Below are 23,667 nucleotides of genomic sequence, written 5' to 3' on the forward strand. Positions count from 1 at the left end.
GGTTTCGATTGTAGCTTCTAAAATCTTCCTTGCAGTCGCTCTTCGTCGCGTTCGTGCTCGGAAGGTCGATCCGCCGCGGATTTAAGAGAGCTGCCAGCCTGCACGCAGGATGCAAGTTAGATCAAGATTTCAGAGCTCGCTGGGCGTCACCGATCTCGCAATTTCGCCTACGTGAACGGGCGCGGGAGCAGTTGGATCATCGCGGCCAACCGGGCTCAGGCCATGGCATGTAAAGACGCAGCCCTGCCGGGAAAGGCATCGATGAGCTGCAGCCGCGCCCTCTCATGCTGTGAGATAACGGCCGGCACGATCCAGACCTACAAGGCCGGCACGTAGGGCAGGGGGCTCCGGCTAATCGTCGAAGCACGGTCCGCATTGCAAGTTAGACGGGCAGCCGAAGCCAAAGGTCGTTGCTGGACAGCGTACCGGCCGGCGTGGCTATCTCCATATCGACGACGCGAAATGAGCCGGGTTGATCATCATACAGGTAACGAAGATGCCAGACGGGACCAAGTTCTGGTGTAATGGCGAAGTCATCTAAGGCACTCGCGACGTATCGAACGGCATCGCGATGTGCTATCGGCGCGGAGAACATCGTGTCCGTCAGCGTGGCGAGGCTCATAGCCTCCAGGAGCATGGTTCGCGCGACTTCGTCTCCGTGGACGAGCCTGAGGACGGATACGAGGGCCGCGATAGCGTCAGGGTTCTTTAGAGACACGGCAGATTCGTTTCAGGCCAAAAGGCGGACTATTGACGTAAGGGCGCGTGGGCGGCGGTCGCGTGTTTTCGCAGGGCATGGTCGTCCGCTACAACACCTCAGCACGAACCTGAGCCACGCCACGATTCGTAATCCCCAAGCTGCGCGCAGCCGCCAGCGAGAGGTCGAGGACGCGGCCACGGACCCATGGTCCGCGGTCGGTGATACGAACCACCACCGACTTGTTCGTCTCAAGATCAATGACGCGGACTCTCGTGCCGAACGGCAGACGGCGATGCGCCGCGGTTAGTAGATTCCGATCAAACGATGAACCGCTCGCTGTCTTGCCTTTGGAATACGAATAGTAGGAGGCTTTTCCGGAAATAACTCGATTGAAAGATTGAGCGCCTGAACGATCTTTCAGGGGCTCTTGTCCGCTCGGGCGTTGCGCTTGCGGCTCCTCCTTCTTTGTCTTATCGAGTCCTTCAGGAGCGGGCTCGGCGTGAGCGTCTGGCACGATGGACCATCTATCATTGAATGTTTGCCCAACGGCTGGGGCGGCGTGAAGCCCCGTCCAGATTGAGACCGCTGCAATCACGATCATTCCAGAAAGCGGACGCATGATCGACCTCACTACAAATCACCAAACTGAGAAACAATGCAAACTCATAAGGCGCGTTCCGGCACATCGGGATTCATGTGTAGAGAGGTGATTTGATACCGATTTGAATGTGTTGCATTGCGAAGAGTGGAAGCAGTGCAACAAGCAGATAGTCCGCTGCAGCGCATTCACGAGAACCGGCGAGCCGTTCTAGAGCTCCACGCTTTGCGAAGCAGCGTCAACCTGGCGGTTCAGTGGCGAAATCACTTCGCCTGATTATAGAGACGAGCAGGACATTGAACAGGCCACGGGCAGTTCGTGGGGCGAGATGCCGCGAGCCGCGTAAGAAGCTCCGCGCGTTATCCAGCCTCGCTCGCAGTGGATCGCAACCGTACACGGCTCTTCTGTGTTATTCTAATCGCCGGCAGTTTGCGTCTTTCGTGCTTCTTCAGCGAAACTGCCTCGGAGCAATTGCTATGAACATAAATCTCCGAAACGAACTCGCGAAGTTGTTGGATGACGTCCAAATAACGCCAGAAAATGTCGGACCTCAGCAGTTGGCTACCACTTCTCCCACAGGAATGCATGCGCGAAGGAGGCCGGTGACATAGGGACTGCTGTCAGCTGGCGCATGCGCTCTGGTTCTACTGGCGTTTAACGTGGCCGCTGTCCTCTCTCTTCACTAAAACCGTTGAGCAAAGAACCAAAGGCCGCCTCAGTTGGCGGCCTTTTTACAAGTAGGATACGCCAGTTTACGTGAACGAAACCTCTGATCAGTACCGCCGATAGTACCGATGGGCATAAGGCCGACGAACAACGACTACGCCGCGGCGATAGGCAGGACGATAGACCGGGCGAGTTCGGACGCATCCGTGCCGGCCGCAAACCAGAGCTACCGTCTCAACGTTCGCGATGTTTGATTGTCCCAACGGAGCAACGGGCATTGCCGATGCCGTTGCAATTGAGAATGCCGCCCCACCGAGAACGGTTATTGCGGCAAGTGTAAGTTTGTATTTCATCCATGCTACTCCGGCGGAGCCCATCCCCGCTGACCAACCTTAGACGTTCCTTCCTGAACCTCGGATGACCACGCCGCAGCTTTCGCGCGCGCCCTGGCTGGCTGTATGTTTCGGCACAATTGGGCCACGCGCGAGGGGTTGTTCTCTCGATCCTATCCGCCGGGCGGCCGCGCGGTGGCTCTGCGACATGGCTTGCCAATGAAGGTCACGCTGGCGCGCCGATCACCTCGTATTCGAAGCCGACGCCCTCCCGATCGTTCTCATCAATCCAAGCCTGCGCCACCTCCTCTGTAGCGAACCACTTTCGGCGGGGGCGAGGCGCGCCATTACAGATCCTCGCGCAAGGAGGATCTTGTGAATGCAGCGCGCGTCGCGCGGAACGGCCTCGACCCCTGCGCAAGCATGGCTCTCTGCAACCGGGGAAGGGGCGCCCCGGTGCCCATTGCGGAACGAACTCCAACCGAAACGGATATTCGGGTATTCGGGTCCGTAGGCGCCGGTTGGTTCCTAAGCCATAGGTCGATCTTGGGAGCCTCGTAAATTGTTCTAGGATACTGCGATGGCTGGCAAGAGAACCTCCGAAAGAGAGTTCCTGCCCTCCTAAACCAACAGGCGAGGTGGAGGCGCGGCAGGTTGTCCAAGAGCAAGTCTCGATCACCAGCCGGCGCTCGTCAAAGGTTCGAAAGTAAGATGAAACGAAGGCCGCCACAGTTGGCGGAGTCGTATTGTAGCTTCCGGCACTTGGGAACTGCCATGCGGTACGTTGCGTATGTGGTCGATTTATCCGGCGTTGCTCGGGCGGTTTATCAAATTGACAGTCCGACGGATGAAGACGCCAGAACGCGAGCAGAGAAATTTCTCGATACGTACCCCGCCGTAGAGGTGTGGGATGGTCCTCGCAGAATTGCCCGGCTGGTGCGTGAGAGCTCGGGCTGACCGGTCGAGAAACGCGAGAGCTACGCCGGGTTGGTTCGGATCTGCTTACGATCATGAATTGACATTTCGCCGCGGCTCGTGGCTTCCAAAATCTTCATGGCGCGCAGGAACGAGCGGTTCGACTTTTAATTGTTGCCCAAGCAACCGTCCAGGTGCGGGATCCTCGTGGCATTAACATCGACGCGCGTGTTATGACGACTGTTCAAACGGCCTTGCTCATTGCGGCCGCAGTGCCACGCTCTGCACTAGATCGTGGGCGGTAATCGACACATCAAGCATCAGAGGGCACGGCGGATGTAACCGGCTCGACGATCTTAAGGGCCCGACGTGGAATGCGTCGGGGCCGTTTGTTAGGGCTCCATCTACACCGGCAGCCGCTCAGGGGCGCGAAGCGGAAATTATATCGCTTCGATCCGAGCGTTGCCGGTGGTCACCCCGGAGCAGACTTGACAAGTCGGACGAGTGCAAGGCTCTCTCTCTCTCTCTCTCTCTCTCTCTCTGCGAGTTAATCAGATAGCGTCGCAACGTCTGGCCGTGAGGGTTGACGATATTGGACCGCGATCGCTGTTAACCTTGGCCGCTTTTCGGCCAAATTGTTGTTTGTTGCTTGGTACTCGGGGCAGGACCTCATTTTGGAGCCCTGCAATGTTCAAGCAAGTATTTTCTGCGTGTCTCTTCGTTGTCCTCAGCTCGATCTGTTCGGAAGCAAGACCCTACCGCATAGGCCACGCGCCCGAATGCAACGTGATCATGCCATGTGACTTCTCGTCCGCGCAGACGCGCGGCGAACGAATTTCGCAATATTCACTGCAGGCGTATCGTCCCAAACAACTCGTAGTAACCGCAGCCAACAGCTTGGCGATGAGTGTCCCTGCTGAGAGCCGGATCGCCGGGGGTCGGCCGCCCGGCTGCCCGGCGGCATTCTGTGGTTGTGGCGCAGCGCTGCGCGTGTTTGGTCGTGTGGTGCCTGAACTAAACCTCGCAGCCAACTGGCTACGCTTTCCGCGTACGTCGCCGTCGCCCGGAATGGTCGCGGCACGCCGTGGGCACGTCTTCGTACTAGAACAGCATCTCAGAGGCGACATTTGGATGGCGTATGACGCCAACTCAGGCGGACACGCGACAAGGATGCACGCGCGATCGTTGCGCGGCTATACAGTTGTCAATCCACACGTTGCGGCCTGAAAGAGCGCGCGCCAGTTGGTGTACCGGTTTGTCGCTACCCGAACGTCAGCGCGTGTGCCCACGACCGCCGCCTGTGGCGCACTGGAAGGGACGGCCCCCGACCGCCAGCCCCCGTGTTGGTCGGGGCCGATTTTCGTCTGGTGCCCAACGCTCTGACACCATCTGACGAGAACCAGCCGGTTGGTTTTCCGGTTTTTTACAGAGTGGCGTTATGTCGCGTGCGATTGCCACCGTTCAAATTCGACTGGGGCGCCGCTACGCGCTTCCAAGTGGTTCGCAGCGTCATACCGTTTGGAGTTCAGGGATTGTCGAATTTTAGTTCGTCTGAGTTTAGCAAAGTAATCGTTCTTTTCTGATTGGGAATGGCGGCGACATTCGCGGAGGTGCTGGCTGCAAGGTTGACCATCATACCTTTTGTATTTTCGTCAACCGAGTATGTGCCGTAATAGGCAAATGCTTGACGCCACGATACTTTGCGCCTCCTCGGGCGTCGCCTTGGCTCGGTCATTAGCCGCAATCTTTGGAATTTCCGCGCGCGATTGGAAAAGCGAGAAATGGCCATCATCTGAGAAAATCATCACACCCTTTGGGAAGGACCGAAGGGTTCGCCTATTTGGCCGTCGTCCATTTCACTGGTAACAGCGACTAGCGTCCACGCACCAACAAGCTGTTCCTTAGCCGACTTCTCTTGCGCGAATGCTGCGCCCGACAGGGCAAGCCCAAGCCCGATAGCAACAATGGCTTTGTTCATTATGTCCTCCACCACAAAATTTAATTGTTCAACTACGGTCACGTGAGATCAAGGTCGGCGTGAGCTTCGGGGTCAAAATCGGCGATGAAAACCCACACGATGCCATTCCGATCTAACCTGGACAGCGGGCCCACCCACAGACACAGACTAGCCGCAGTACCCACGTGCCAACCGCCAACCCAGCAGGAATGCCGGCTGATCTCCTACCCAGATGTGTGTCTCGGGATCATCGACCTGCGGCGGAGAGCGGGTCGGCCCACCCGTAAATTTCCCAAGTGCCGCGCCTGCCCCTGATCTGGTACGACGGCCCCAGCTCACCGGAATGAGGCGCATTCGGCCAAATGGATGATCTCGCAATGCTTCTCGCCGAGCTGGAGCGGTGCAAGGCAGAGTTCGAGCACCTGCAAACGGAGCTGAATTCCCCAAGGGGCGCCGGCCCAGTACAGCCAACAACGCTCCAAGATCTGGCGCGCCGGATGAGCGAGATCGCGGCCCGTCTTGAAGCTGCAACGCGCGCGATCTCAAAGGGACCTGCCAGCGGAATACATTGAGCAGTTCCGTAGCGCCCTAGCGAGCCGGCCATCTCCGGTTTGAAGCCAGAACGGACTTGTCCACTTCGCGGAGTACATGGTCTAGTTCGCCATTGGCCGTTGCTCAAGCACCGCAACTCTCCGGCTTGCGCAGGATCAAAACGGACAGCCCCGTTCTCACTAGCCTCACACCTAGCCGAACAACCTGCGGTTCAGTCTGCTGAGGTTATGGGCGCCCAATTGACCTACCCCGATGGAGCGCCGCGCCTGTTACGCCAGTACTCTCGCAATGGCATCCCGCAAGGTTTGCCGTGCGAACGGCTTGCGCAAATAGGCGACGCACCCGGCGTCCACCGCCTCAGGGCCTCGGTCAGATGCAGCTGGAACGCGCGCAGCTCTTCCGCCGTCGCACTATCGGGGGGAGGGCTGAGGAAAACCCTAAGCCTCTTGACGGCGCGGATGTACTCGCGTTGCGTATCGGGTACGAACCTGCGCATGTTCATGTCGTCGAGCATGCGTTGGCGCAGCGGGCTGATGGGCTTCTCGCTCATTGGGGGCTCCTGTCTTGAGGTTGGAGTGCTTGACCCCTCGATCCTGCAGACGGAGCGCCCGCCCGTCACCTGTGCTCGTTCAAACGGTTACAGCGGTAGACGTGATCGGCGGACCGCGCCGCCAGCCCTCCCGCGAGAGCGGGTTCGTTCTTTGACCCGAAGCCGAAGTTATCAGTCAGCCTTTCATGCCATCCAGACCGGGATAATCTTTGTAAATGTTTTCCTGAAGCACGGAGTCTATTCCGAGAGATGATATCGCCGACCGATGTCCTCAATCTCAGAAACTCAGCTACTGGAGATTCTTGGGCGAGCGTGAGCGCCAGGGATAACTCTCCATGATCCGATCTACGTGCTGTTTAAATCGTGTGGCTGATTTCGCGTCCATAGACCATCTCGCGGCAACAGGGCCTGCCTGGTAAGAGGCCCCTCCAAATATCTAGAGCGCTACTCTACCGCTTGGCCCAAATGCGAAGTGCACGACGTCCGCTATTTGAGTCGCTATCGGGGGAAAAGAGGACGTCGCACACAATCCGCGGGTCTTACTGTGCTAGAAATCCGAATGCGACAACCAGTGCCACCATGCTCGAGAAAATCAGCAGTGCCGGAAGGGATTTTCGGGTCATTGGCCTCGTCGAATGGCGCGCAGCCGATTGGCCGGGTTGAGGTGTAGGCGGTCTCTAGGACCGCACGACGTTGCCCTCTCTCGTTGGCGTTGCCCGTGGAGAGACGTCCACCGGCCTGCGACCGTATGGCCGGGTTCACTCAAACATCAGTGTTGAATTGTTCTGCAATTGAGAGTTGAATGTTTGTATTTGAGAACGGGGGTTAATTTGCTGCAGCTGGAGGCACATCTCGGTATATCCGATGTGCTTCGTTTGATTGAAGAAAAGCTGGGAGCAGGTGTCTGGCGCTGTGATGCAGCCGGCCAGATGCAATGGTCGCGTGGCTTTTTTAGGCTGCTCGGATTGGATCCGCATGCGGTCTCGCCGTCATACACCGAAATCCAACGAAGGATTCATCCGGACGATCGCGGTCCGACTCGCGGTCCCAGCGAGTTGATGATAGATCGGACGTTGCTCGACGGTGAATTTCGCATCATTCGGCCCAATGGCGCTTTGCGCTGGATTAACTGCCATACCGAAGTGCTACTGAATAGCGCAGGTGAGCCGGAATGTATTTTGGGGATCGCTCTCGACATTACAGCGCAACGTCGGTTGGTCCAGACGCTGCGAAGTGACGCCGAGCGCTACAGCGCTTTGACCCAGGTGGTAGGCGGTCTGCTGTGGATCGGTAGTTCCGACGGTCGAATCACGGCACTGCCGAATGGCGAGAAGACACCAGAGGCGCATCGGTTGCTTGGCAAAGGCTGGGCTGATCTTCTTCACGAAGACGAGCGTGAGGCGGCCTTGAGAAGCTGGACGGCCTCGGTCGAGACCGGACGGCGGTACAGCGTCGAGCATCGCCTGCGAGAGCCCGACAATACATATCGGTGGTATCATTGTACGGCCGTGCCTGTCACCAATGCGGACGGCAGCATCCAGGAATGGATGGGTCTCTCCATTGACGTGCATCAGGAAAAGCTCTCCGTTCAACACGCGGCAACATCGCAGCTTACGGGCGCGCAACTGCGCGCAGCCCGCGGCATCCTAAATTGGTCTGTGAAACAATTGGCCGCGCGAACGGGGATTTCGTCCGCCATCATTCGTCGGCTTGAAGAGTACGATGATGCTCCCCCAATGCCGGACGAGACGACGGAGATTCTTCGTCGCGTCTTTTCGGATGCGGGAATCGAGTTCTTGTTCCCGTCTGTCGGCGAGCCTGCAGTTCGGCCGCGACGATGATTTGAGACAAGTTGTCGCAAGCTGGCTATCTCACTTTCCATAGGTGGCTTTGGAAGGACCGTCTTGGGGCTCAGTTTTTGGGTTGCTCGCGCATTTCGCGGCCGGGCGAACCAAAAATTTGCGAAATGCGCCGACCTAATTTCGTCATACGCGCTGAAGCAGCAATTTTTGCGCGCATGAGGAAAATCAGGGTCGATTTCTTCTTAACCAACTCGCAGCAAATTGTCTTCACCATAGTATGCACGCTCAAGTAGGGACGGGAAACCTGAGCTACTGTTTTATTTGTCGAGTGACCCCACGAGGGATCTTTTTGCCATCTGACCTAAAAGCCGCCGTCGGTTGCGGCGACTAAGCGCGTCACATCCAAATCCATTCTTGCCAATCTTTTTAAGGGTCCAATGACCCGCGGAGTGTTGCCATGCCCTTCAAATTCAAACTTCGGATTCGTGTCCGGCTGATTTCGGGATTTCTTTCCGTATGCGCGATCATCGCGCTTTCAGTCGGATACACGGTGTTTGCGGTCGGCGGGATTTCCACGACCGTCGATCGCATGGTGAACCTGCGGACACCCGTCGCGCTCGCGAGCACAGAGCTGGTCGGCAATCTCTATTCCACACTGGCGACATTGCGTGGCTATCTCTTGACCGGAAATCCGCAAGGCAAGCTAGATCGGGCCGCGATGTGGAAGGAAATGGATGCCACAGTTGCCGGCTTCGATGAGAAGGCGGTACATTTTACCAACCCGGAGAACAGCCGAAAATGGGCCGAGGCCAAGGCGCTGCTCGCAGAGTTCCGAGCTGCCCAAGACAAAGCCGAAGCCGTCGCGTTCACTTCCGATGCATATCCAGCGACAAAGCTACTTGTGACCGAAGCCGGTCCGCGCACCGAAACAATGTTTTCCGAGATCACCAAGATGATCAACGAGGAGGAGGGCCAGGAGGCGACGGCGGAGCGTAAGAGATTGCTGAAAGCAATGGCGGACACGCGCGGCAATTTTGCCGCTGCCACCGCTCAACTTCGCATGTACCTCCTGTCGGGCGAAAAGAACGACAAGGAGAAATTCTTCAAGCCGTGGGAGCTCTTTGAAAAAGGCTATACCGCCGTGAGTGCGAAGAAGGACCTGCTTACGCCGTCTCAGCTGCTCTCTTTCGAGAAGATCACGAAGGCGCGGGGCGAATTTGTTCTCCTTTACGAGAAGATGTTCGCGTTCCGGGAGTCAGCGGACTGGAATGCACCCGTGCATATTCTCATAACGGAAGCGGCGCCGCGCGCGGTGAAGATTCTCGATCTGCTCGACGGGCCGAAGGGCGCCGACGGCACCCGCTCTGGAGGCATCAAGACGAACCAGAACAGCATGCTTGCCGAGGAAAGCCATCAGGTGCAGACGAGCATATCCTTCCTGAGGCTGGTCCTGTGGGGCTTGCTTGCGGCAGGACTGGGCCTCGGGGCCGCCATTGCGCTGCTGACCGCTCGCGCGATCGCCCTCCCGATCCAGGGGATGACCGCCGCCATGGGCAGGCTCGCGAGCGGCGATACGTCGACCTCGATCCCAGGTGTCGGCCGCGCTGACGAGGTCGGCGAGATGGCCGAGGCGGTTCAGGTCTTCAAAGACAATATGTTCGAAACCGACCGGCTGCGGGCCGAACAGGCGCAATCAGAGGCCCGTGCGGCCGCCCAGCGCAAGACGGACATGCACCAGCTCGCTGGACGCTTTGAGGATGCGGTCGGAGAAATCATCCAGACGCTCTCATCATCCTCGACCGAGCTCGAAGCGGCGGCCAAGACCCTGAGCAGGACAGCCGAGAGCACCCAGCAGCGCTCTAGCATGGTCGTTGCGGCTTCCGAGGAAGCCTCGAGCAACGTTCAATCGGTTGCCTGCGCCACCGAAGAGATGAGCTCATCAGTCATCGAAATCAGCCGCCAAGTGCAGGACGCAGCCAGGATTGCCGGCGCAGCGGTGGATCAGGCACAGAAAACCAACGATCGCGTCAACAAGCTGTCACAGGCGGCAACTCGTATCGGCGACGTGGTCGAACTGATCAATACGATCGCGGGGCAGACCAACCTTTTGGCGCTGAACGCAACGATCGAAGCGGCGCGGGCCGGCGAGGCCGGACGCGGCTTCGCTGTCGTTGCCTCCGAAGTCAAGGCGCTCGCCGAACAGACTGCCAAGGCGACTGGGGAGATCAGCCACCAGATCGCCGATATACAGGCCGCCACCCAGGATTCCGTCGTCGCGATCAAGGAAATCAGCGGCACGATCGGTCGGATCTCAGAAATCTCTTCCGCCATTGCAGCCGCGGTGGAAGAACAGGGAATGGCTACGCAGGAGATATCGCGCAACGTCCAACAGGCCGCGCAAGGTACCCACGAGGTCGCCTCCAACATCACGGAGGTGCAGCAAGGGGCCACGGAAACCGGCTCTGCCTCTAGTCAGGTGCTTGCCTCGGCGCAAACGCTGTCGAACGACAGCGCGCGGCTAAAGACAGAGGTCGAGAAGTTCCTGATCACTGTGCGCGCAGCTTGAGGTGCTTCCATGACAAGTACCTCAACATCAGCGAGTCACGCTGGAAGTGTCCCAGCGAGGATCCGTGATGGAGCGTCCGAGCCGGTGGCTGCCAACATCATCCCGCTGCCATTTAGTCGAGAGCGATACCTGATCGTCCAGACCAGAACGGACTAAGTTGCTGCGACGGAAGGTCAATGTCGTTATCGAATGTCTTAGAGTTCTCAATGGCCTGCTTGAAGATGTGGATAACGGATCGATACGTGAGGAATTTCAGTCTCGGGTAGCGCGGCTGAACGAGCTGCTCGTGCTTCGGCTTGATCAGCTATCCGCCGCGGATCGCTTGCTGCAGGAGATGCTCCCTTATGCCTGACACGAGACGGATTGTACTGCAGCGCGTACGTTCGTCCTTCAATACTTCGAAGCAGGTGTCGGTGACCACGCAGCCACATCTTGTCCCGTCGCGCGGAATCGGCCGCACGACCGCTCTGACCCGTTACAGCAATAGCGGCGACGCGAGCGATCGATTAGCTAATGCGACGGTAGGTCCCGCGGTCGCGATATCTCCCTTCACCAATGCAAGCGGTGTGACCGATGTGCAACGAGCGCGTAGCTTCACCACAGCTATGTCGGCAACCGAACAATCCGGCTCACGAGTACGCGGTAGCATCCGCGCGACCAATTACTGAGGGCCTGCGGATGAACTTTTCAAGCTCGGAAGATCAGACGTTATTGTCTCTTTGGGAAAGTGTGCGGCGGCAAGTGTTGGCTGATCGCGCGAATGGCGGCCGCTCCCGCATTGTTGGTGACAATCTTCGCAACTATGCTGAGTTGCTCCGTTCGGAAATAGATCGGCGTGAGCTCAAGTACACCTCGATCAATTCAACTGAATGAAGAGGATGCTGCCGGGGGCACTCTAAAATGAGAGACATCCGTGAGCAGTTGGACAGACTCCGCAACGATGCCGCCGACTGCAAATCGATCAGCGATCTAGCCACTGATCTGCGAAAACGAGAATTGTTCGCGAGGCTTGCCGATCATCTGAGCGCGTTAATGTTGGGATGCTGCAGCAGGCAGGTTTCGACCTCGGCCGGGTAAATATTCTCTCCGCCGCGGGATGTCCTCGAGGCGGCCCGTGACCCGCAAGTAGCCGCGCTTATCCAGCGTCCCGAGGTCGCCCGTGCGCAGCCATCCGTCAGCCGTGATGGCCGGACGCGCATTCTCCGGCGCGTCGAGATAGCCGATTGTGGGTCTGATATCCACGGACTTGAATTACGCCCTAAGTGCCGGTCGGCAAAATACGAAGATCCATCGGATCCGCAACGCGCACTTCCGACGTTCCAGAGCGCTTTCCCGCGGTCCGGACGAACTCAGTCTCCGGATGTCGACGCTCGTCTGCGCGACAATCGGGCTGAGCTCGGTCTGACCGAAGACAGTAAGGACCGGAAGGTCGAGCGCTACCCTCACGCGGCGATGGATCTCGGGAGAGACCAGTGCACCTCAGACAACGCGACGTGCAGCGACGATCCCGACCGTCTCAGGCGTGCCCGCCGGACTTACCGCGCTGTGCCTCGGTGCCGCGATGGCATTCTGATAATTTCGTTAAGCCAACGCTCGGAGCCGCGGCCCTTCCAGCATCAGTGCCACGTCGCAGGCAGGCCGCGGCTTGCTGAACAGATAGCCCTGTGCCTGGGTGCAGCCCTCGCGCCGGAGCAACTCGAGCTGCGCGTCGTTCTCGACCCCTTCCGCGGTCGTGACGATGCCGAGGCTGCGGCCGAGGCCGGTCACGGCGCGGATGATCGCCATGGAATCGGCGCGGGTTGCCAGCTCGGAGACGAAAGAGCGGTCGATCTTGATCTTGTCGAAGGGGAAGCTGCGCAAATAGCTTAGCGACGAATAGCCGGTGCCGAAATCGTCGAGCGAGATACCCACGCCCATGGCGCGCAGCTCATGCAACGTGGTCAGCGTCGCCTCACCGTTTTGCAGCAGCACGGATTCAGTGATCTCCAGCTCGAGACGACGGGCTTCCAGTCCCGCCTCCTCCAGCGCCGCGGTCACGGATGCGATCAGGTTCGGACTCTTGAACTGCACCGGCGACAAATTGACCGCGACGTCAATATCGTCGGGCCAGGTCGCCGCGTCGGCGCAGGCGCTGCGCAGCACGAACTCGCCGAGCTGGATGATGAGACCTGTCTCCTCCGCCAATGGAATGAAGTTGATCGGCGCGATCAGGCCACGCTGCGGATGTGACCAGCGCAGCAACGCCTCGAAGGCGACGACGCGGTTGGTGGCGACGTCGCGGATCGGCTGGTAGTGCACCTCGAATTCGTTCCGTTGCAGCGCCGCGCGCAGATCCATTTCCAGCAGCCGCCGCGCCTGCGCGCGCGCATCCATGCCGGTCTCGAAGAAGCGATAGGTGCCGCGACCGTCCGCCTTGGCGCGGTACAGCGCAAGGTCTGCATTCTTCAACAGCTCGTCCGGATGGCTGCCGTCCTGCGGCGACAGCGAGATGCCGATCGAGACGCCGATCACGATCTGATGGTGGTCGATCTCGTAAGGCGCCGAGATCGCCTCGACGAGACGGCCGGCCAGGAACCTTGCAGCGGTTTCCTCGGAGCGCCCGATCAGGACCACGGCGAACTCGTCGCCGCCAAGCCGGGCCACGGTGTCGCTCTCGCCGACGGTCGCCTCCAATCTGCGCCCGACCTCCTTCAGCAAGGCATCACCGATGGGATGGCCGAGCGGGTCATTGATGTCCTTGAAGTGGTCAAGATCGAGGCAGAGAACGGCGAGTTGGTCGCCTGAATTGGTCCGGCGCAGCCCATGCTCGAGCTGCTCGTGGAATAGGATGCGGTTGGGCAGGCCGGTCAGCGCGTCGTGGCGGGCCATATGGGAGATCCTCGCCTGCGCCTCCAGCCACTCGGTGATGTCCTCGAAGGTCGCGACCCAGCCGCCACCCTGCATCGGCTGGTTGACGACCCGGATGGAGCGGCCGAACCTGGTCACGATGTCGGTCGTGGTGCGGCTCTCGCGCGCGTCGGCGACGAGGCGGGCGAAGAATTCGCCAGCATCGCCTTGCCACTGGCCCTTGGCCTGCTCCTCCCGCAGCACGTCGACCAGCAGCCGGCCGGTGAGCAGGATGTCGGTGCGGCCGAGCATCGCGGCATAACGCTCGTTGAACAGGATGATCTTGCCGTCCGCGTCGAACATGCAGAGCCCCTGCGACATGTTCTCGAGCGCCGTGTCCAGCACCCTCTGCTGGCGGCCCAATTCCCCCTTGGCCCGCCGATCGAGCAGCGCGGCGACCAATGCGATCACGATGATCGCAGCCGCAGCACTCGCGGTCAGAACCGACAGCGACGTCGGCGGGATCGACAGGCCGCTGATCGGCAGCGTCGGATCCGGCGTCAGCTGCACCGCGCCCATCGCCGTAAAATGATGCGAGACGATGGCGACCGTCAGCAGCACCGCAGCACCGAGCGTGCCGGACAAGTTGTCTCGCCGTTCAGCGACATGGAGCGCGAATGCGCCGAAAACCACCCCGAGCAGGATCGAAGCGGCCACCGTGCCCGTCGCCCAGCTGACGCGCGCAGGGATCTCTAGCGCCATCATGCCGGTATAGTGCATCGCCGCCACACCGCCGCCGACGATCGCCCCGCCAAGAGCGACGAGGCCCGGTCGCATGGTCGAGACCGCAACGCTCAAGCCAACAAAGGTGATGGCGATGGCGAAGATTAGCGACAACAGCGTCACCGGAACATTATAGGCGCCGCTGGCGCCCGGTCCGTAGGCCAGCATCGCGATGAAATGCGTCGCCCAGATGCCGCAGCCGGCAACGACTGCATCGAGCGCCAGCCACACCAGGCGGCCCGATCCTTGCGTCGCGCGCGCCCGGTGAAACAGGCTGATCGCAGCCGTACTTGCGAGCAGGCAGAGCGCGCCCCCAAGCGCGACCAGTCGCCAATCGTGTTCATCGGTCAGACAGTAGAGCACTTGATACATCAGCATCCCCCAAGGCCTGCGATCACCAGAGCGGGGAAGTGGTGGATTTTAGGTAACGAAGGAGGACCGGCTTGCCGGATGGTGAACAGAGGCTTCCAGAATCAACCATTCGTTGTCAGTCGAACGACATTCGTCAAACTTCTTTCAACGGGCGATGGGCTTTGCCTGGACAATCAATCTTGACGCGCAAGCAGCAGCGCCGGTTTGCAGAGGGGACGGCGCATCATTGTTACGAGCAGGCTCTCGTCCATGGTGCCTCGCAAATAGAACGGCCTCCGCGGAGCAACGCGACGACCGCTGCTGGGTTGCCTAGAGCTGACAAGGGCGTTTCCAACCTCCACCCGAGGGGTGAAACGAACTGGATATTTCGGGTTATATTCGTCGCGCTCCGCCGAAGGGCGACAACATTTGGGATGTTGCCGAGAGGGCGCGGACGAATGGCAGAGTGCCGAAGGTACGCCGCAGAGAGTAACGCCACCTTAGTTGCCGGGCTCCTGCGCGATGGCGGAGAGTGCCCCGGCTTCAGCTTGGCTCTGAGGCGGATGGCCGGAGCCGCCTCCGCCGGCTCGGCGGCGGGCCGGCACGGATTAGCTTTCTGCTGATTTTCCATGTTCCCGTAGTACGTGAGATATTGCATACTTTTCCCGATTTGAGACTGCTGCTTTTCCCTTGAGGCTTTTGCAATGTCGAACAGAATAATCGAAGATGATCTGGAGATGCTGCGCCTGATCAAGGCATTCCAGAAAATAACTGACCAGGACACCCGGCGAATGATCCTTCTCTACGTCGAGGAGCAGCTCGAAAAGCGCCAAGCGAAGGTACCGGAAAGCCCTTCGCGCTAACGCGCCAGGCGCCGAAGTCGCGGCCTTTCGAGAACACGTCTCCAGTGCCGATGGCAGCCACCATCGCGCTCGAGATGATCGGGCCAATGCCGGGCACCGTCATCAGTCGCTCGCAGCTTTTGTCTTGACGGGGCAATGCTTCGATCTCGCTGGAGAGGTCCTCGATACGCTCATCCAGCCGGCGCCAGTCGCCCGCCAGATCCTCAATGATGCGCAACATGCGAGGCGAGAGCACATCGGTGCGCGTCGCGAGGATACTCGGCAACTCGGACCGCAGGCAGCGCAGGCCTTGCCGCACGGCGATGCCCCGCTCCAGCAGGAACGCACGGATCTGATTGATGACGCCGGTGCGCTGACCGACTAATCGCTCGCGCACGCGGTGCAGCGCATGCAGGTCGAGCTGGTCGGCGGTCTTGGTTGCGGCGAACTTCATGGTCGGGCGTTGGACCGCCTCGGCGATGGCTTCCGCATCTCGGAAGTCGTTCTTCTGTCCCTTCGAATAGGGGCGCACGTATTTCGCCGGCATCAAGCGGGCGTCGTGGCCAAGCGTTTGCAGCTTGCGACTGAGGTGATGCGCGCCGACGCAGGCCTCCATGCCGATCAAGCACGGCGGCAGGTTGGCGAGCCGGGTTTCCACCTGGCCGCGCGACCACTTCTGCCGCAGCACGATGCCGCCGCGCTGATTCTGGCCAATGATGTGGAACGACCTTGCCGATATCGATGCCGATGACGGCGGGCGAAGCGTCGAGTTTCTGAGACATGGCGTGCTCCTTGTCTTGGGCGCCCTTGCCAGCTTCTCGTACCGCCAGGGCCGCAGCACGGCCGGACCATTCCATTAGCGGAAGTTCGAGCCGAGGCACGCGGAAAACAAATGGTCAGTAAATTGGAACTGCCTCCTGGGCGAGGGTTTGAGCCGCGTTGTTTCTGCGTGCTTGAGAGGAATACCGGCGATTTCGCTCCAGAATGGCCTTGGGAATAGGCTGCTGGCGGCAACGCCGCCAGCGGACCTTAACTTGCTCGCGCCCTACACCCAGAAAACGTCGTTCGACCTTGATACTGTACTGGTGCGAACGGGAGATGAGTTCAAGCTGGTCTATTTCCCCCTCAGCGGGGCCATAGCGTTCCTAGTTGAAATGTCGGACGGACGCATTGTCGCGTCAACTCTCATGGGCTCGGAAGGGGCGGTCGGCGCTCTCTCCGTCCTAAGTCCCTCACGCTCCCCAGTCACAGCAACTGCCTACGTCCTTGGAGCCGCGCTCCAGGTCCCTGTTTCGCAATTGCAGCTTGCTTATGAGCAAAGCGACACGATCAGGCGTGTTCTACGGCTCCATCTCCGCACACAATTGTTGCAGCTTAACAACGCGGCAGCTTGCAACGCGGTGCATCCGGTGGAGTGCCGCATGGCTCGATGGTTGCTTGAGATTCACGACCACACCGCAGAGAGCGGAATCCAGCTAACGCATGAGGCGCTCGCACAACTTCTCGGGGTCCGCCGAACGACCGTGACGCTAACGATGGGCAGACTTCAGGCCGCGGGCGGCGTCTTATCGGACCGACGCGGAATGCTAGACATCGACCGAAGGCGGCTCGAGAAGATCGCTTGCGAGTGCTACGCCGTGATGCGACACAGAATCAAGCGCATGTATGACAAGGAGCTGGTGGCCGCCTGATCCGCGAAAGTGAGCCGCCGCTCTTTGTTTGACTGGACCTTCGTGCTTGCCTGCGGCTCAGTAACGGCCGACGGTCGCGGTCTAGCGGTAAGTAGCTCACGTTCACCACGCCCCGACAAGCATTAGACCGATAATGGTCAAACACGAGACGCAAGCCACCGTTACAGTGTAGCATTCTGGGGTGTTCATAGTTGCCTCCCGAGCTGTTGCCTGTCACTGCTGCGCCGGGAGAGGCCGCCTGTCTCGGGGCCGCTGTTCGGCACGCCTGTGACCGGTTCGGTGCGGTGTGTTGGTCCTGTCGTCGCTGCTGTGATCCGCAGGATTGTAATCCCACATGTCTGGAGCTTCAGGGCGTTCAGCTGGGATCAGAAGCTGCTTTCGCATTTCAGCGAGGCAGGCGCGGCAATATTCACGATAGAGCAGGTCGAATATGGCGGGCATCGTCACCCCCACCGTTTGAGTGTCAGTGTCAGATCTTTCCACCGCGATCTTCGCGTGATTGTAGCCACTTCAGACGGCTCTTCGATGTGAGCCCGTTCGCAGACTGCACCAGTTCCAAGCTCAACAGCCGATTGGTTGACCTGATTGTCTGCCCGAAAAAACAAAGTCACGCTAACACAGACTATAGCAGCTCATTGTTTCAGGAAAACTTCGTCAAACAACTCCAGGGCGCCGAACGCCAACGAAAATCCAACCACAGCGCGAATAACTTTACCACTGAGTGAGAGCAACATTCGTTGCAAGCCGACCGAGTATGAGGACAGCATTCTTCCACGCGTTGGCCGACGGCGGCTTCGTAGCCAGCGGCACGCGTGACGCCGCGCTCACCACCGCCTCGGCAGAAGTGAAGTGTATCAGCGGCTGGTCCGGCGTGGCGACGTCGTTTTCCGACGTGAGCCGGTGCTATGCCGGGCAGGGCGTCGTTCCTCGACTTCCGGTGTTGGCCCATCTCCGACCTCGGAGCCCACCCGCTCTTTGGCCGATGTTGGCGGCAAACCGGACATCAGGCGGCCGCCGCTTCATGAGTACGTGCCCTAGTACGGCGCCGGCGAAATAGTTTGAGCTTGTGCATGTGAAACTTGGGGCGTGCCGATTACGGCCGATTGCGGCACGTGCAATGGGACACCGGCCCCGGCTGTTTCTCCCAACCTGGCTGGGGTCTACGCGCCCTGCAGAAAACCGTCAGCACTGTTGGCTGTTTATTTCGAGCGACGCCGTAACGCAGTTCGCTATATGGTTTCGTTCCCGGTTTTTACATCACCGACTGCCGGGCGATCATAAGAAAGCTGCTCCGCAAGTTTATGCTTTGGACTTTGCCGTCGTCGCCGGGTGTTCCGGGATTTTTGTATGAAATACATATTCATCGCGGTCGGCTGCTGGCTGCTGCTGAACCTGCTCTACATTCTCATAGTCACTCCGCCACGTAGGTCGCTCTGGCCTAGACAGCTCGCTCGCACCATTGCTGCGGTCAAGCGACTCATGCAACGCGGACGGCAGCCACCTACCTGAAGGGAGTGAACTTGGGAGTTTTGTGGCGCCATTCCAGCCATAGATCGAATGCATCCGACATACGGCTCACCTCCTTGGCTTGACGCGAAATGGACTGTCGATGGAGAAGGCGTCCGGCGCGATCCCGCTCTCGATGCGCTTCCAGGTCACGGGCGCTGCGATCGGAAATCCCTCGCGCGCTCGCGGGGAATAGGTGCCGATCGCCGTCGTCCCGCGGCCATTGCGCAGATAATCGAGGAAGATGCGGCCGCGACGTTTTGATTGCGCAGACAGAAGGTAGCGGTCTGGATGACGCGCTGCGAGCGCGGAGACGAGCTGATGCGCGATCCGATGCGCCTTGTCGTGCAGCATCGGCTGAGCCAGTGGCGCCATCAGATGAATTCCTTTGCCGCCCGTGAGCTTGGGCCAGGTCTCGAAACCCTCGCACTTCATCAGCGTGCGCAGATCGAGCGCGGTCTCCACGACGGCCTCCCAGCCGACGCCCTCGCCGGGATCGAGATCGATCACGATACGGTCGGCATGTTCGAAGTCCTCGACGGTCGCATTCCACGGGTGCAGCTCGACAGCGCCGATCTCGACGAGACCAAAGAGGCCATCGAGGCTGTCGACCCACAGGCGCGTTCCCTGGCCGCCCTCCCGCTTCTGAATACGAAGCTGGTGCACGGCCGCCGGAATGTCCTTCGGCAGCGGCCCCTTGTGGTAGAAGGTGGTGCCTTGCACGTGGCGCACCAGCTTGAGCGGGCGATGGCCGAGGTGCGGGAGGGCCTTCTTCCACACCCTGCGCCAGTAGTCGGCGAGTTCTTCTTTGGACGGTGCAACGGCTTCGGGCAGAAGCTGCAGGATGTTCTCTCTGGGGACGCCGAGCTTCGGGCGGCCGGCCGCGCAGGGCACGAGGCGCGGCGCCTTGACCTTGCGCACCGCAAGATCATCGCGAAAGCCTTTGAACACGGCCTCGCGAAGCAGGCCATCATCGGTAAGCGCGCCATACCGGACCTCGATTTCGAGGATCGGATCGACCCAGGTCGCCTTCGGCTTTTTGACTGGCACGTCCAGGGGAGACGTCTTGCGGATCAACGGATCGAGCCGCTCGCGCAATTCGCGCGCGGTCGTCTCGGTGTAGCCGGTCCGCACCTTGCCGGCATAGAGCAGCTTGCCGTTCTCGCGCCGGCCGACGTAAAGCGAGGCCACTTTCCGGGGGCGCGCCCCTAACTTCTCCACGAACGCGACGATCGGAAAGGCGTCGCTCTTCTTGCACTTGAGCTTGATCCAGCTCTCCTGTCGGCCCGAGCGATAGGGCTCGCCGAGCCGCTTGCCGATCAGGCCTTCCAGCCCCAGCTGGCACCCTTTTTCGAAGATTACGTTGCCGTCGCCCGCAAGCGCCTCGACGTACATGAACGTCTCGGGCGCGTCCTTCAGAAGCCGCTGCAGCAACCGCTTGCGCTCTTCGTACACGACGCCACGCAGGTCATAGCCGTCGAGGTACAAGAGATCGAAGGCGTGATAGCGCACGCGCTCGCTTTGCTTCGGGCCGAGCTCTCGCCTGAGCTGCTGGAAATCCGGCAGGCCGCCACTGCCGTACACCACGGCCTCGCCGTCGATGACCAAGCTGTTTGCTTTGAGTTTGGCCGCGCCCACCGCGATCGAGGAGAACTGTTCCGTCCAGTCCAGGCCGGTCTTCGAATAGACCTTGGCGTCCTCATCTCCCCGGTGCAGTTGAGCGCGGTAGCCGTCGGCCTTGATCTCGTAGACCCAGTCCTTGCCGCGCGGCGGATTCTCGCGCAGCGTGGGATCACACGGCTCGATGTAACCAGGAATCGCAACTTTGGTGGCGCCATGGACACGCGATACTCCCCAACGAGACTGACGCAACGCCACGGCACACATGGCGATTCAACGCCGTCGCGCTGATTCGTTCCGTTCCGCGGAGGCCGCTTGACGGCCTCGCCAGCGCGGCAGGTCGAGGAGGCCAAATCCGACGAAACCGGGTGGTCGCGCTACGTCTGCACCAGGATATTCCACTTGCGCGTCGGTCTCCCGACAGGAGCACCGGGCCTTCGGCGGAGCTCATGATCGTACCGGCAGGCCGAACCCGCGCCTCGAGCAGGTGCGCTCGATGTTACGGGATGAGTTCGTCGGGCTCTGGACGCGGCGCCGCCGTGTCGGCGCGGCGCAGCGGCGGGCCACGAACATCGCCGCGCTCGCGGGGTGGTGGGCGCGTGGACAGGTCCCGGCCGATCGCGGCTCGCAGCTCCATCAGGTCGGTGAACACGTCCGCCTGCCGCCGGAGTTCGTCCGCGATCATCGGCGGCTGGGTCGCCATGGTCGACACCACGCTCACCCGTACGCCTCGGCGCTGCACCGCCTCCACCAGCGAACGGAAAGTGCCGTCGCCCGAAAACAGAACCATTTCGTCGACGTCGCCGGTGATCTCCATGGCATGCACCGCGAGTTCGACGTCCATATTGCCTTTGACCTTGCGCCGTCCGAACGAGTCGACGAACTCCTTTGTCGGTTTGGTCACGACGGTGTAGCCGTTGTAGTCAAGCCAATCGAGCAACGGCCGGATCGAGGAGAATTCCTGATCCTCGATGACAGCCGAGTAGTAGAAGGCGCGGAGCAGGATACCTCGGCTCTGGAATTCCTGCAGAAGGCGCTTGTAGTCGATGTCGAAGCCAAGGCTTCGGGAGGTGGCATGAAGATTGGCGCCATCGATGAACAGGGCAATCTTGCTGGGCGAGGACGACATGTTGGCAGGCCCGAATGATCCCGGCGGAAGCACCGCTCCCGCTTGGCGGATGGTTTGCTCAAAGATGGAGTTTGGGCACGGGGCGGCCTTGGCTCGCCGCTCACTCGCATTCTGCGTTGCGGCAAGAACGTGAGCTCCGACGGAGCAAGGCTATATCCAAGAATTCGAGCTTTCAAATCCTTTTTCATGAACAGTTGAACCAGGAGCCTGCTGCAAAGACAATGCAGTAGGGGACGCCGTGAATGCCGCACGAATTGCCGCTCTTCGAAATCCACCTCAGGCGGCGCCGCCGGGCATGCAGATGGTGTCTCTGCACGACTGATGGGCAAACCATCATGCAAGGCTCGGAAGCCAACCGGCCGGCTGCCCGGTACCAGGCCAATCGGGCGCTCTTTCTGATGCTGCTCGCTTCCGGGAGTCGCTCGGCAGGCCGCGAAGACCCGTCGCGGAGTCGCTCGCGCCGAAGCGCCTGATCACCCGGGAAATTGCCCGCAAGCGGGCCGACAGCTCGTTATCACGCAATCGCCCGTCGAGCGACGTTCATCGTCACTTGAACGCCCTTGTTCGGCGCGGACTCGACCTTGAAGTCCGGTTTCGCGTTTTCCCTCAAGGTCTGCACGATCAGCGCGCCGATCTTTCCCGGGATCGGCCATGTAATGCCCTCAGGCAACCCGACTCCGTCGTCCGCGATGACCACGCGATACCGGTCTTCGCTCTGGCGCAGACATTCGATCGTGATCACGCCGTGGCCGCGGCCTTCGAAGGCATATTTGAAGGAGTTGGTCAGCACCTCGTTCACAACGAGCCCCACCGACCGCGCGGTGTTGACCGAAACCGGGGCATACTCCGTCTTCTGCTCGAGCCGAATTCCCTGGACGGCGCAGGTGTTCATGACCGCGGCGGCGATCTGGCTGAGGTAATGGCCCAGATCGACCTCGTCGCCGGCGGCCTCGTTCGACAGGGCCTGATAGAGCAGATGCAGGGATTCGATGCGGCCGGCCAGCGTGTGCAAGTCGACCCTCTCGCCCCGTCTTTCGTTGCGTGCTTCGAGCCGTATGAGGGCGACGATCAACTGAAGATTGTTCTTCACGCGGTGCTGCAGCTCGCGCAGCAGGATGTCCTTGTCGCGGATCCGGCGCGCATACTCCTCACGCTCGGCACGCGCCCTGTCGGTGATGTCGATCAGCGCCGCGCTGCGATAGTTCTCGGTCCCGTCCTCGTTTTGAATGAGACCGGAGAAGGCCTCGACCAGGAGCGGTCTAGGCCGCTCCGCCCGGAAGAAGCCGAGAAACTCTCCTCCGTCCTTCAGCACGGCCAGATCCAGCGAGACGTTCGGATCGCTTTCGTCCGTGAACCCGGCCAGGATCGACCAGCCCTTGCCGGCGCAGTCTTTCGCGTCCTGGCCGAAGAGCGTTTCGAATTCCTTGTTCGCGTAGCAGATGCGCTGGTCGCCGCGGAAGAATTTCGAGACTGGCATCCTGCTCGATGGACGGCGCATTGGTATGATGCGCTCATCGTCAACATGGCCCTACCACCCTGCTGGACGTCTTCGAGGGCCACAGCATCTCGGGTGGAATTCCTACGAGGTCGAATTGCCCCAACAGCTTGTTGTCGGCCGCCAGCTCGCGTTCGCCCTGGAACACACGTACCGTGACGGCATTCTGATTGTCCTCTGCCGTCGAGAACACCTGGCTGCGTTTTGCGGGAATTGTGGTGTTGCGGTTGATCAGCTTCGTCATCACGCCGCCGAGCGTCTCGATACCCAGGGACAGGGGAGTGACGTCGAGCAGCAGCACGTCCTTCACGTCACCCTGCAGCACGCCGGCTTGAATGGCGGCCCCGATGGCCACGACCTCGTCGGGGTTGACGCCCTTATGCGGCTCGCGCCCGAACAAGGCCTGGACGGTCTCCTGCACCTTGGGCATGCGGGTCTGGCCGCCAACCAGCACGACTTCATCGATCTGACCAGGCTCCAGACCGGCGTCCTTCAGGGCAGCCCGGCATGGTGGAATGGTTTTCTGGATGAGGTCGTCGACGATCGCCTCCAGCTTGGCTCGCGTCAGCCTGATGTTGAGGTGCTTGGGTCCGTGCTGGTCCGCGGTGATGAACGGGAGATTGACATCTGTCTCTGTGCTACTCGACAGCTCGATTTTGGCCTTCTCCGCAGCGTCCTTGAGACGCTGTAACGCCAGGCGGTCGTTCCGCAGCTCGATGCCACTTTCTTTCCTGAATTCATCTGCGAGGTAATCGATAATGCGCTTGACGCCCCTGTGCTGGAACT

General features: G+C 60.2%; 12 protein-coding genes and 2 pseudogenes. 3 read left to right on the forward strand and 11 right to left on the reverse strand.

The genetic code is table 11. The features are described 5' to 3' along the window. Positions 1-382: 382 nt before the first annotated feature. The 4 genes from AB3L03_RS27285 to AB3L03_RS27300 all read right to left on the reverse strand — a co-directional run bounded on the left by AB3L03_RS27285 (position 383) and on the right by AB3L03_RS27300 (position 6,270). Complete coding sequence (locus AB3L03_RS27285; protein ID WP_368507307.1) at positions 383-622, reverse strand: hypothetical protein; 240 nt, start codon at positions 620-622, stop codon at positions 383-385. 184 nt (positions 623-806) lie between these two features. Further along, positions 807-1,319, reverse strand: a complete 513-nt coding sequence (locus tag AB3L03_RS27290; RefSeq protein WP_083926609.1) for a septal ring lytic transglycosylase RlpA family protein — start codon at positions 1,317-1,319, stop codon at positions 807-809. A 3,696-nt stretch (positions 1,320-5,015) separates the two neighbouring features. Beyond that, a complete protein-coding gene (locus tag AB3L03_RS27295; RefSeq protein WP_368507308.1) occupies positions 5,016-5,189 on the reverse strand; it encodes a hypothetical protein in 174 nt (57 codons plus the stop codon). Between the two features lie 775 nt (positions 5,190-5,964). Next, the gene (locus tag AB3L03_RS27300; RefSeq protein ID WP_018460443.1) at positions 5,965-6,270 is read right to left on the reverse strand and encodes a phage integrase N-terminal SAM-like domain-containing protein; all 306 of its coding nucleotides are present in this window, start codon (positions 6,268-6,270) and stop codon (positions 5,965-5,967) included. An 830-nt stretch (positions 6,271-7,100) separates the two neighbouring features. On the opposite strand from AB3L03_RS27300, the gene AB3L03_RS27305 reads away from it, so the two are divergent. Beyond that, positions 7,101-8,111 (forward strand): PAS domain-containing protein, encoded by a 1,011-nt coding sequence (locus AB3L03_RS27305; protein ID WP_247474667.1) that lies wholly within the window; start codon positions 7,101-7,103, stop codon positions 8,109-8,111. 70 nt (positions 8,112-8,181) lie between these two features. On the opposite strand, the gene AB3L03_RS27310 is transcribed toward AB3L03_RS27305, so the two are convergent. Further along, positions 8,182-8,346, reverse strand: a complete 165-nt coding sequence (locus tag AB3L03_RS27310) for a hypothetical protein (RefSeq protein WP_368507309.1) — start codon at positions 8,344-8,346, stop codon at positions 8,182-8,184. Between the two features lie 183 nt (positions 8,347-8,529). Between AB3L03_RS27310 and AB3L03_RS27315 the strand changes: the two genes are divergently transcribed. After that, complete coding sequence (locus AB3L03_RS27315) at positions 8,530-10,638, forward strand: methyl-accepting chemotaxis protein (protein WP_368507310.1); 2,109 nt, start codon at positions 8,530-8,532, stop codon at positions 10,636-10,638. Between the two features lie 1,581 nt (positions 10,639-12,219). Here AB3L03_RS27315 and AB3L03_RS27320 read toward each other — a convergent pair. Then, entirely contained in the window at positions 12,220-14,619 is a 2,400-nt protein-coding gene (locus AB3L03_RS27320) for an EAL domain-containing protein (protein ID WP_368509083.1), read from the reverse strand. Between the two features lie 846 nt (positions 14,620-15,465). Continuing rightward, positions 15,466-16,222, reverse strand: a pseudogene (locus AB3L03_RS27325) (IS110 family transposase); the annotation flags it as partial. Positions 16,223-16,474: 252 nt separating this feature from the next. On the opposite strand from AB3L03_RS27325, the gene AB3L03_RS27330 reads away from it, so the two are divergent. Further along, positions 16,475-17,131, forward strand: coding sequence for a Crp/Fnr family transcriptional regulator (locus AB3L03_RS27330; RefSeq protein WP_240543263.1), 657 nt, complete (start codon positions 16,475-16,477; stop codon positions 17,129-17,131). Between the two features lie 1,575 nt (positions 17,132-18,706). Here the strand turns inward: AB3L03_RS27330 and ligD are convergent. From ligD to AB3L03_RS27350, 4 genes and pseudogenes are all read right to left on the reverse strand, one after another. Next, positions 18,707-20,524: a DNA ligase D gene (gene ligD / locus AB3L03_RS27335; protein WP_018460435.1), complete on the reverse strand. Its 1,818-nt coding sequence runs from the start codon at positions 20,522-20,524 to the stop codon at positions 18,707-18,709. A gap of 232 nt (positions 20,525-20,756) precedes the next feature. Next, positions 20,757-21,386, reverse strand: coding sequence for an NYN domain-containing protein (locus AB3L03_RS27340; RefSeq protein ID WP_368507311.1), 630 nt, complete (start codon positions 21,384-21,386; stop codon positions 20,757-20,759). A gap of 514 nt (positions 21,387-21,900) precedes the next feature. Beyond that, positions 21,901-22,863, reverse strand: a complete 963-nt coding sequence (locus tag AB3L03_RS27345) for a sensor histidine kinase (RefSeq protein WP_368507312.1) — start codon at positions 22,861-22,863, stop codon at positions 21,901-21,903. A gap of 91 nt (positions 22,864-22,954) precedes the next feature. Next, positions 22,955-23,644, reverse strand: a pseudogene (locus tag AB3L03_RS27350) (Hsp70 family protein); the annotation flags it as partial. Positions 23,645-23,667 lie beyond the last annotated feature (23 nt).

Source organism: Bradyrhizobium lupini (assembly GCF_040939785.1).
Taxonomy (GTDB): domain Bacteria; phylum Pseudomonadota; class Alphaproteobacteria; order Rhizobiales; family Xanthobacteraceae; genus Bradyrhizobium; species Bradyrhizobium canariense_D.

What these genes read in the sequence shown, in the direction of transcription:
- AB3L03_RS27285 (WP_368507307.1), bottom strand. Translation starts at nt 622, where the DNA reads ATGAGCCTCGCCACGCTGACGGACACGATGTTCTCCGCGCCGATAGCA.
- AB3L03_RS27290 (WP_083926609.1), bottom strand. Translation starts at nt 1,319, where the DNA reads ATGCGTCCGCTTTCTGGAATGATCGTGATTGCAGCGGTCTCAATCTGG.
- AB3L03_RS27295 (WP_368507308.1), bottom strand. Translation starts at nt 5,189, where the DNA reads ATGAACAAAGCCATTGTTGCTATCGGGCTTGGGCTTGCCCTGTCGGGC.
- AB3L03_RS27300 (WP_018460443.1), bottom strand. Translation starts at nt 6,270, where the DNA reads ATGAGCGAGAAGCCCATCAGCCCGCTGCGCCAACGCATGCTCGACGAC.
- AB3L03_RS27310 (WP_368507309.1), bottom strand. Translation starts at nt 8,346, where the DNA reads ATGGTGAAGACAATTTGCTGCGAGTTGGTTAAGAAGAAATCGACCCTG.
- AB3L03_RS27315 (WP_368507310.1), top strand. Translation starts at nt 8,530, where the DNA reads ATGCCCTTCAAATTCAAACTTCGGATTCGTGTCCGGCTGATTTCGGGA.
- AB3L03_RS27320 (WP_368509083.1), bottom strand. Translation starts at nt 14,619, where the DNA reads ATGTATCAAGTGCTCTACTGTCTGACCGATGAACACGATTGGCGACTG.
- ligD (WP_018460435.1), bottom strand. Translation starts at nt 20,524, where the DNA reads ATGTGTGCCGTGGCGTTGCGTCAGTCTCGTTGGGGAGTATCGCGTGTC.
- AB3L03_RS27340 (WP_368507311.1), bottom strand. Translation starts at nt 21,386, where the DNA reads ATGTCGTCCTCGCCCAGCAAGATTGCCCTGTTCATCGATGGCGCCAAT.
- AB3L03_RS27345 (WP_368507312.1), bottom strand. Translation starts at nt 22,863, where the DNA reads ATGCCAGTCTCGAAATTCTTCCGCGGCGACCAGCGCATCTGCTACGCG.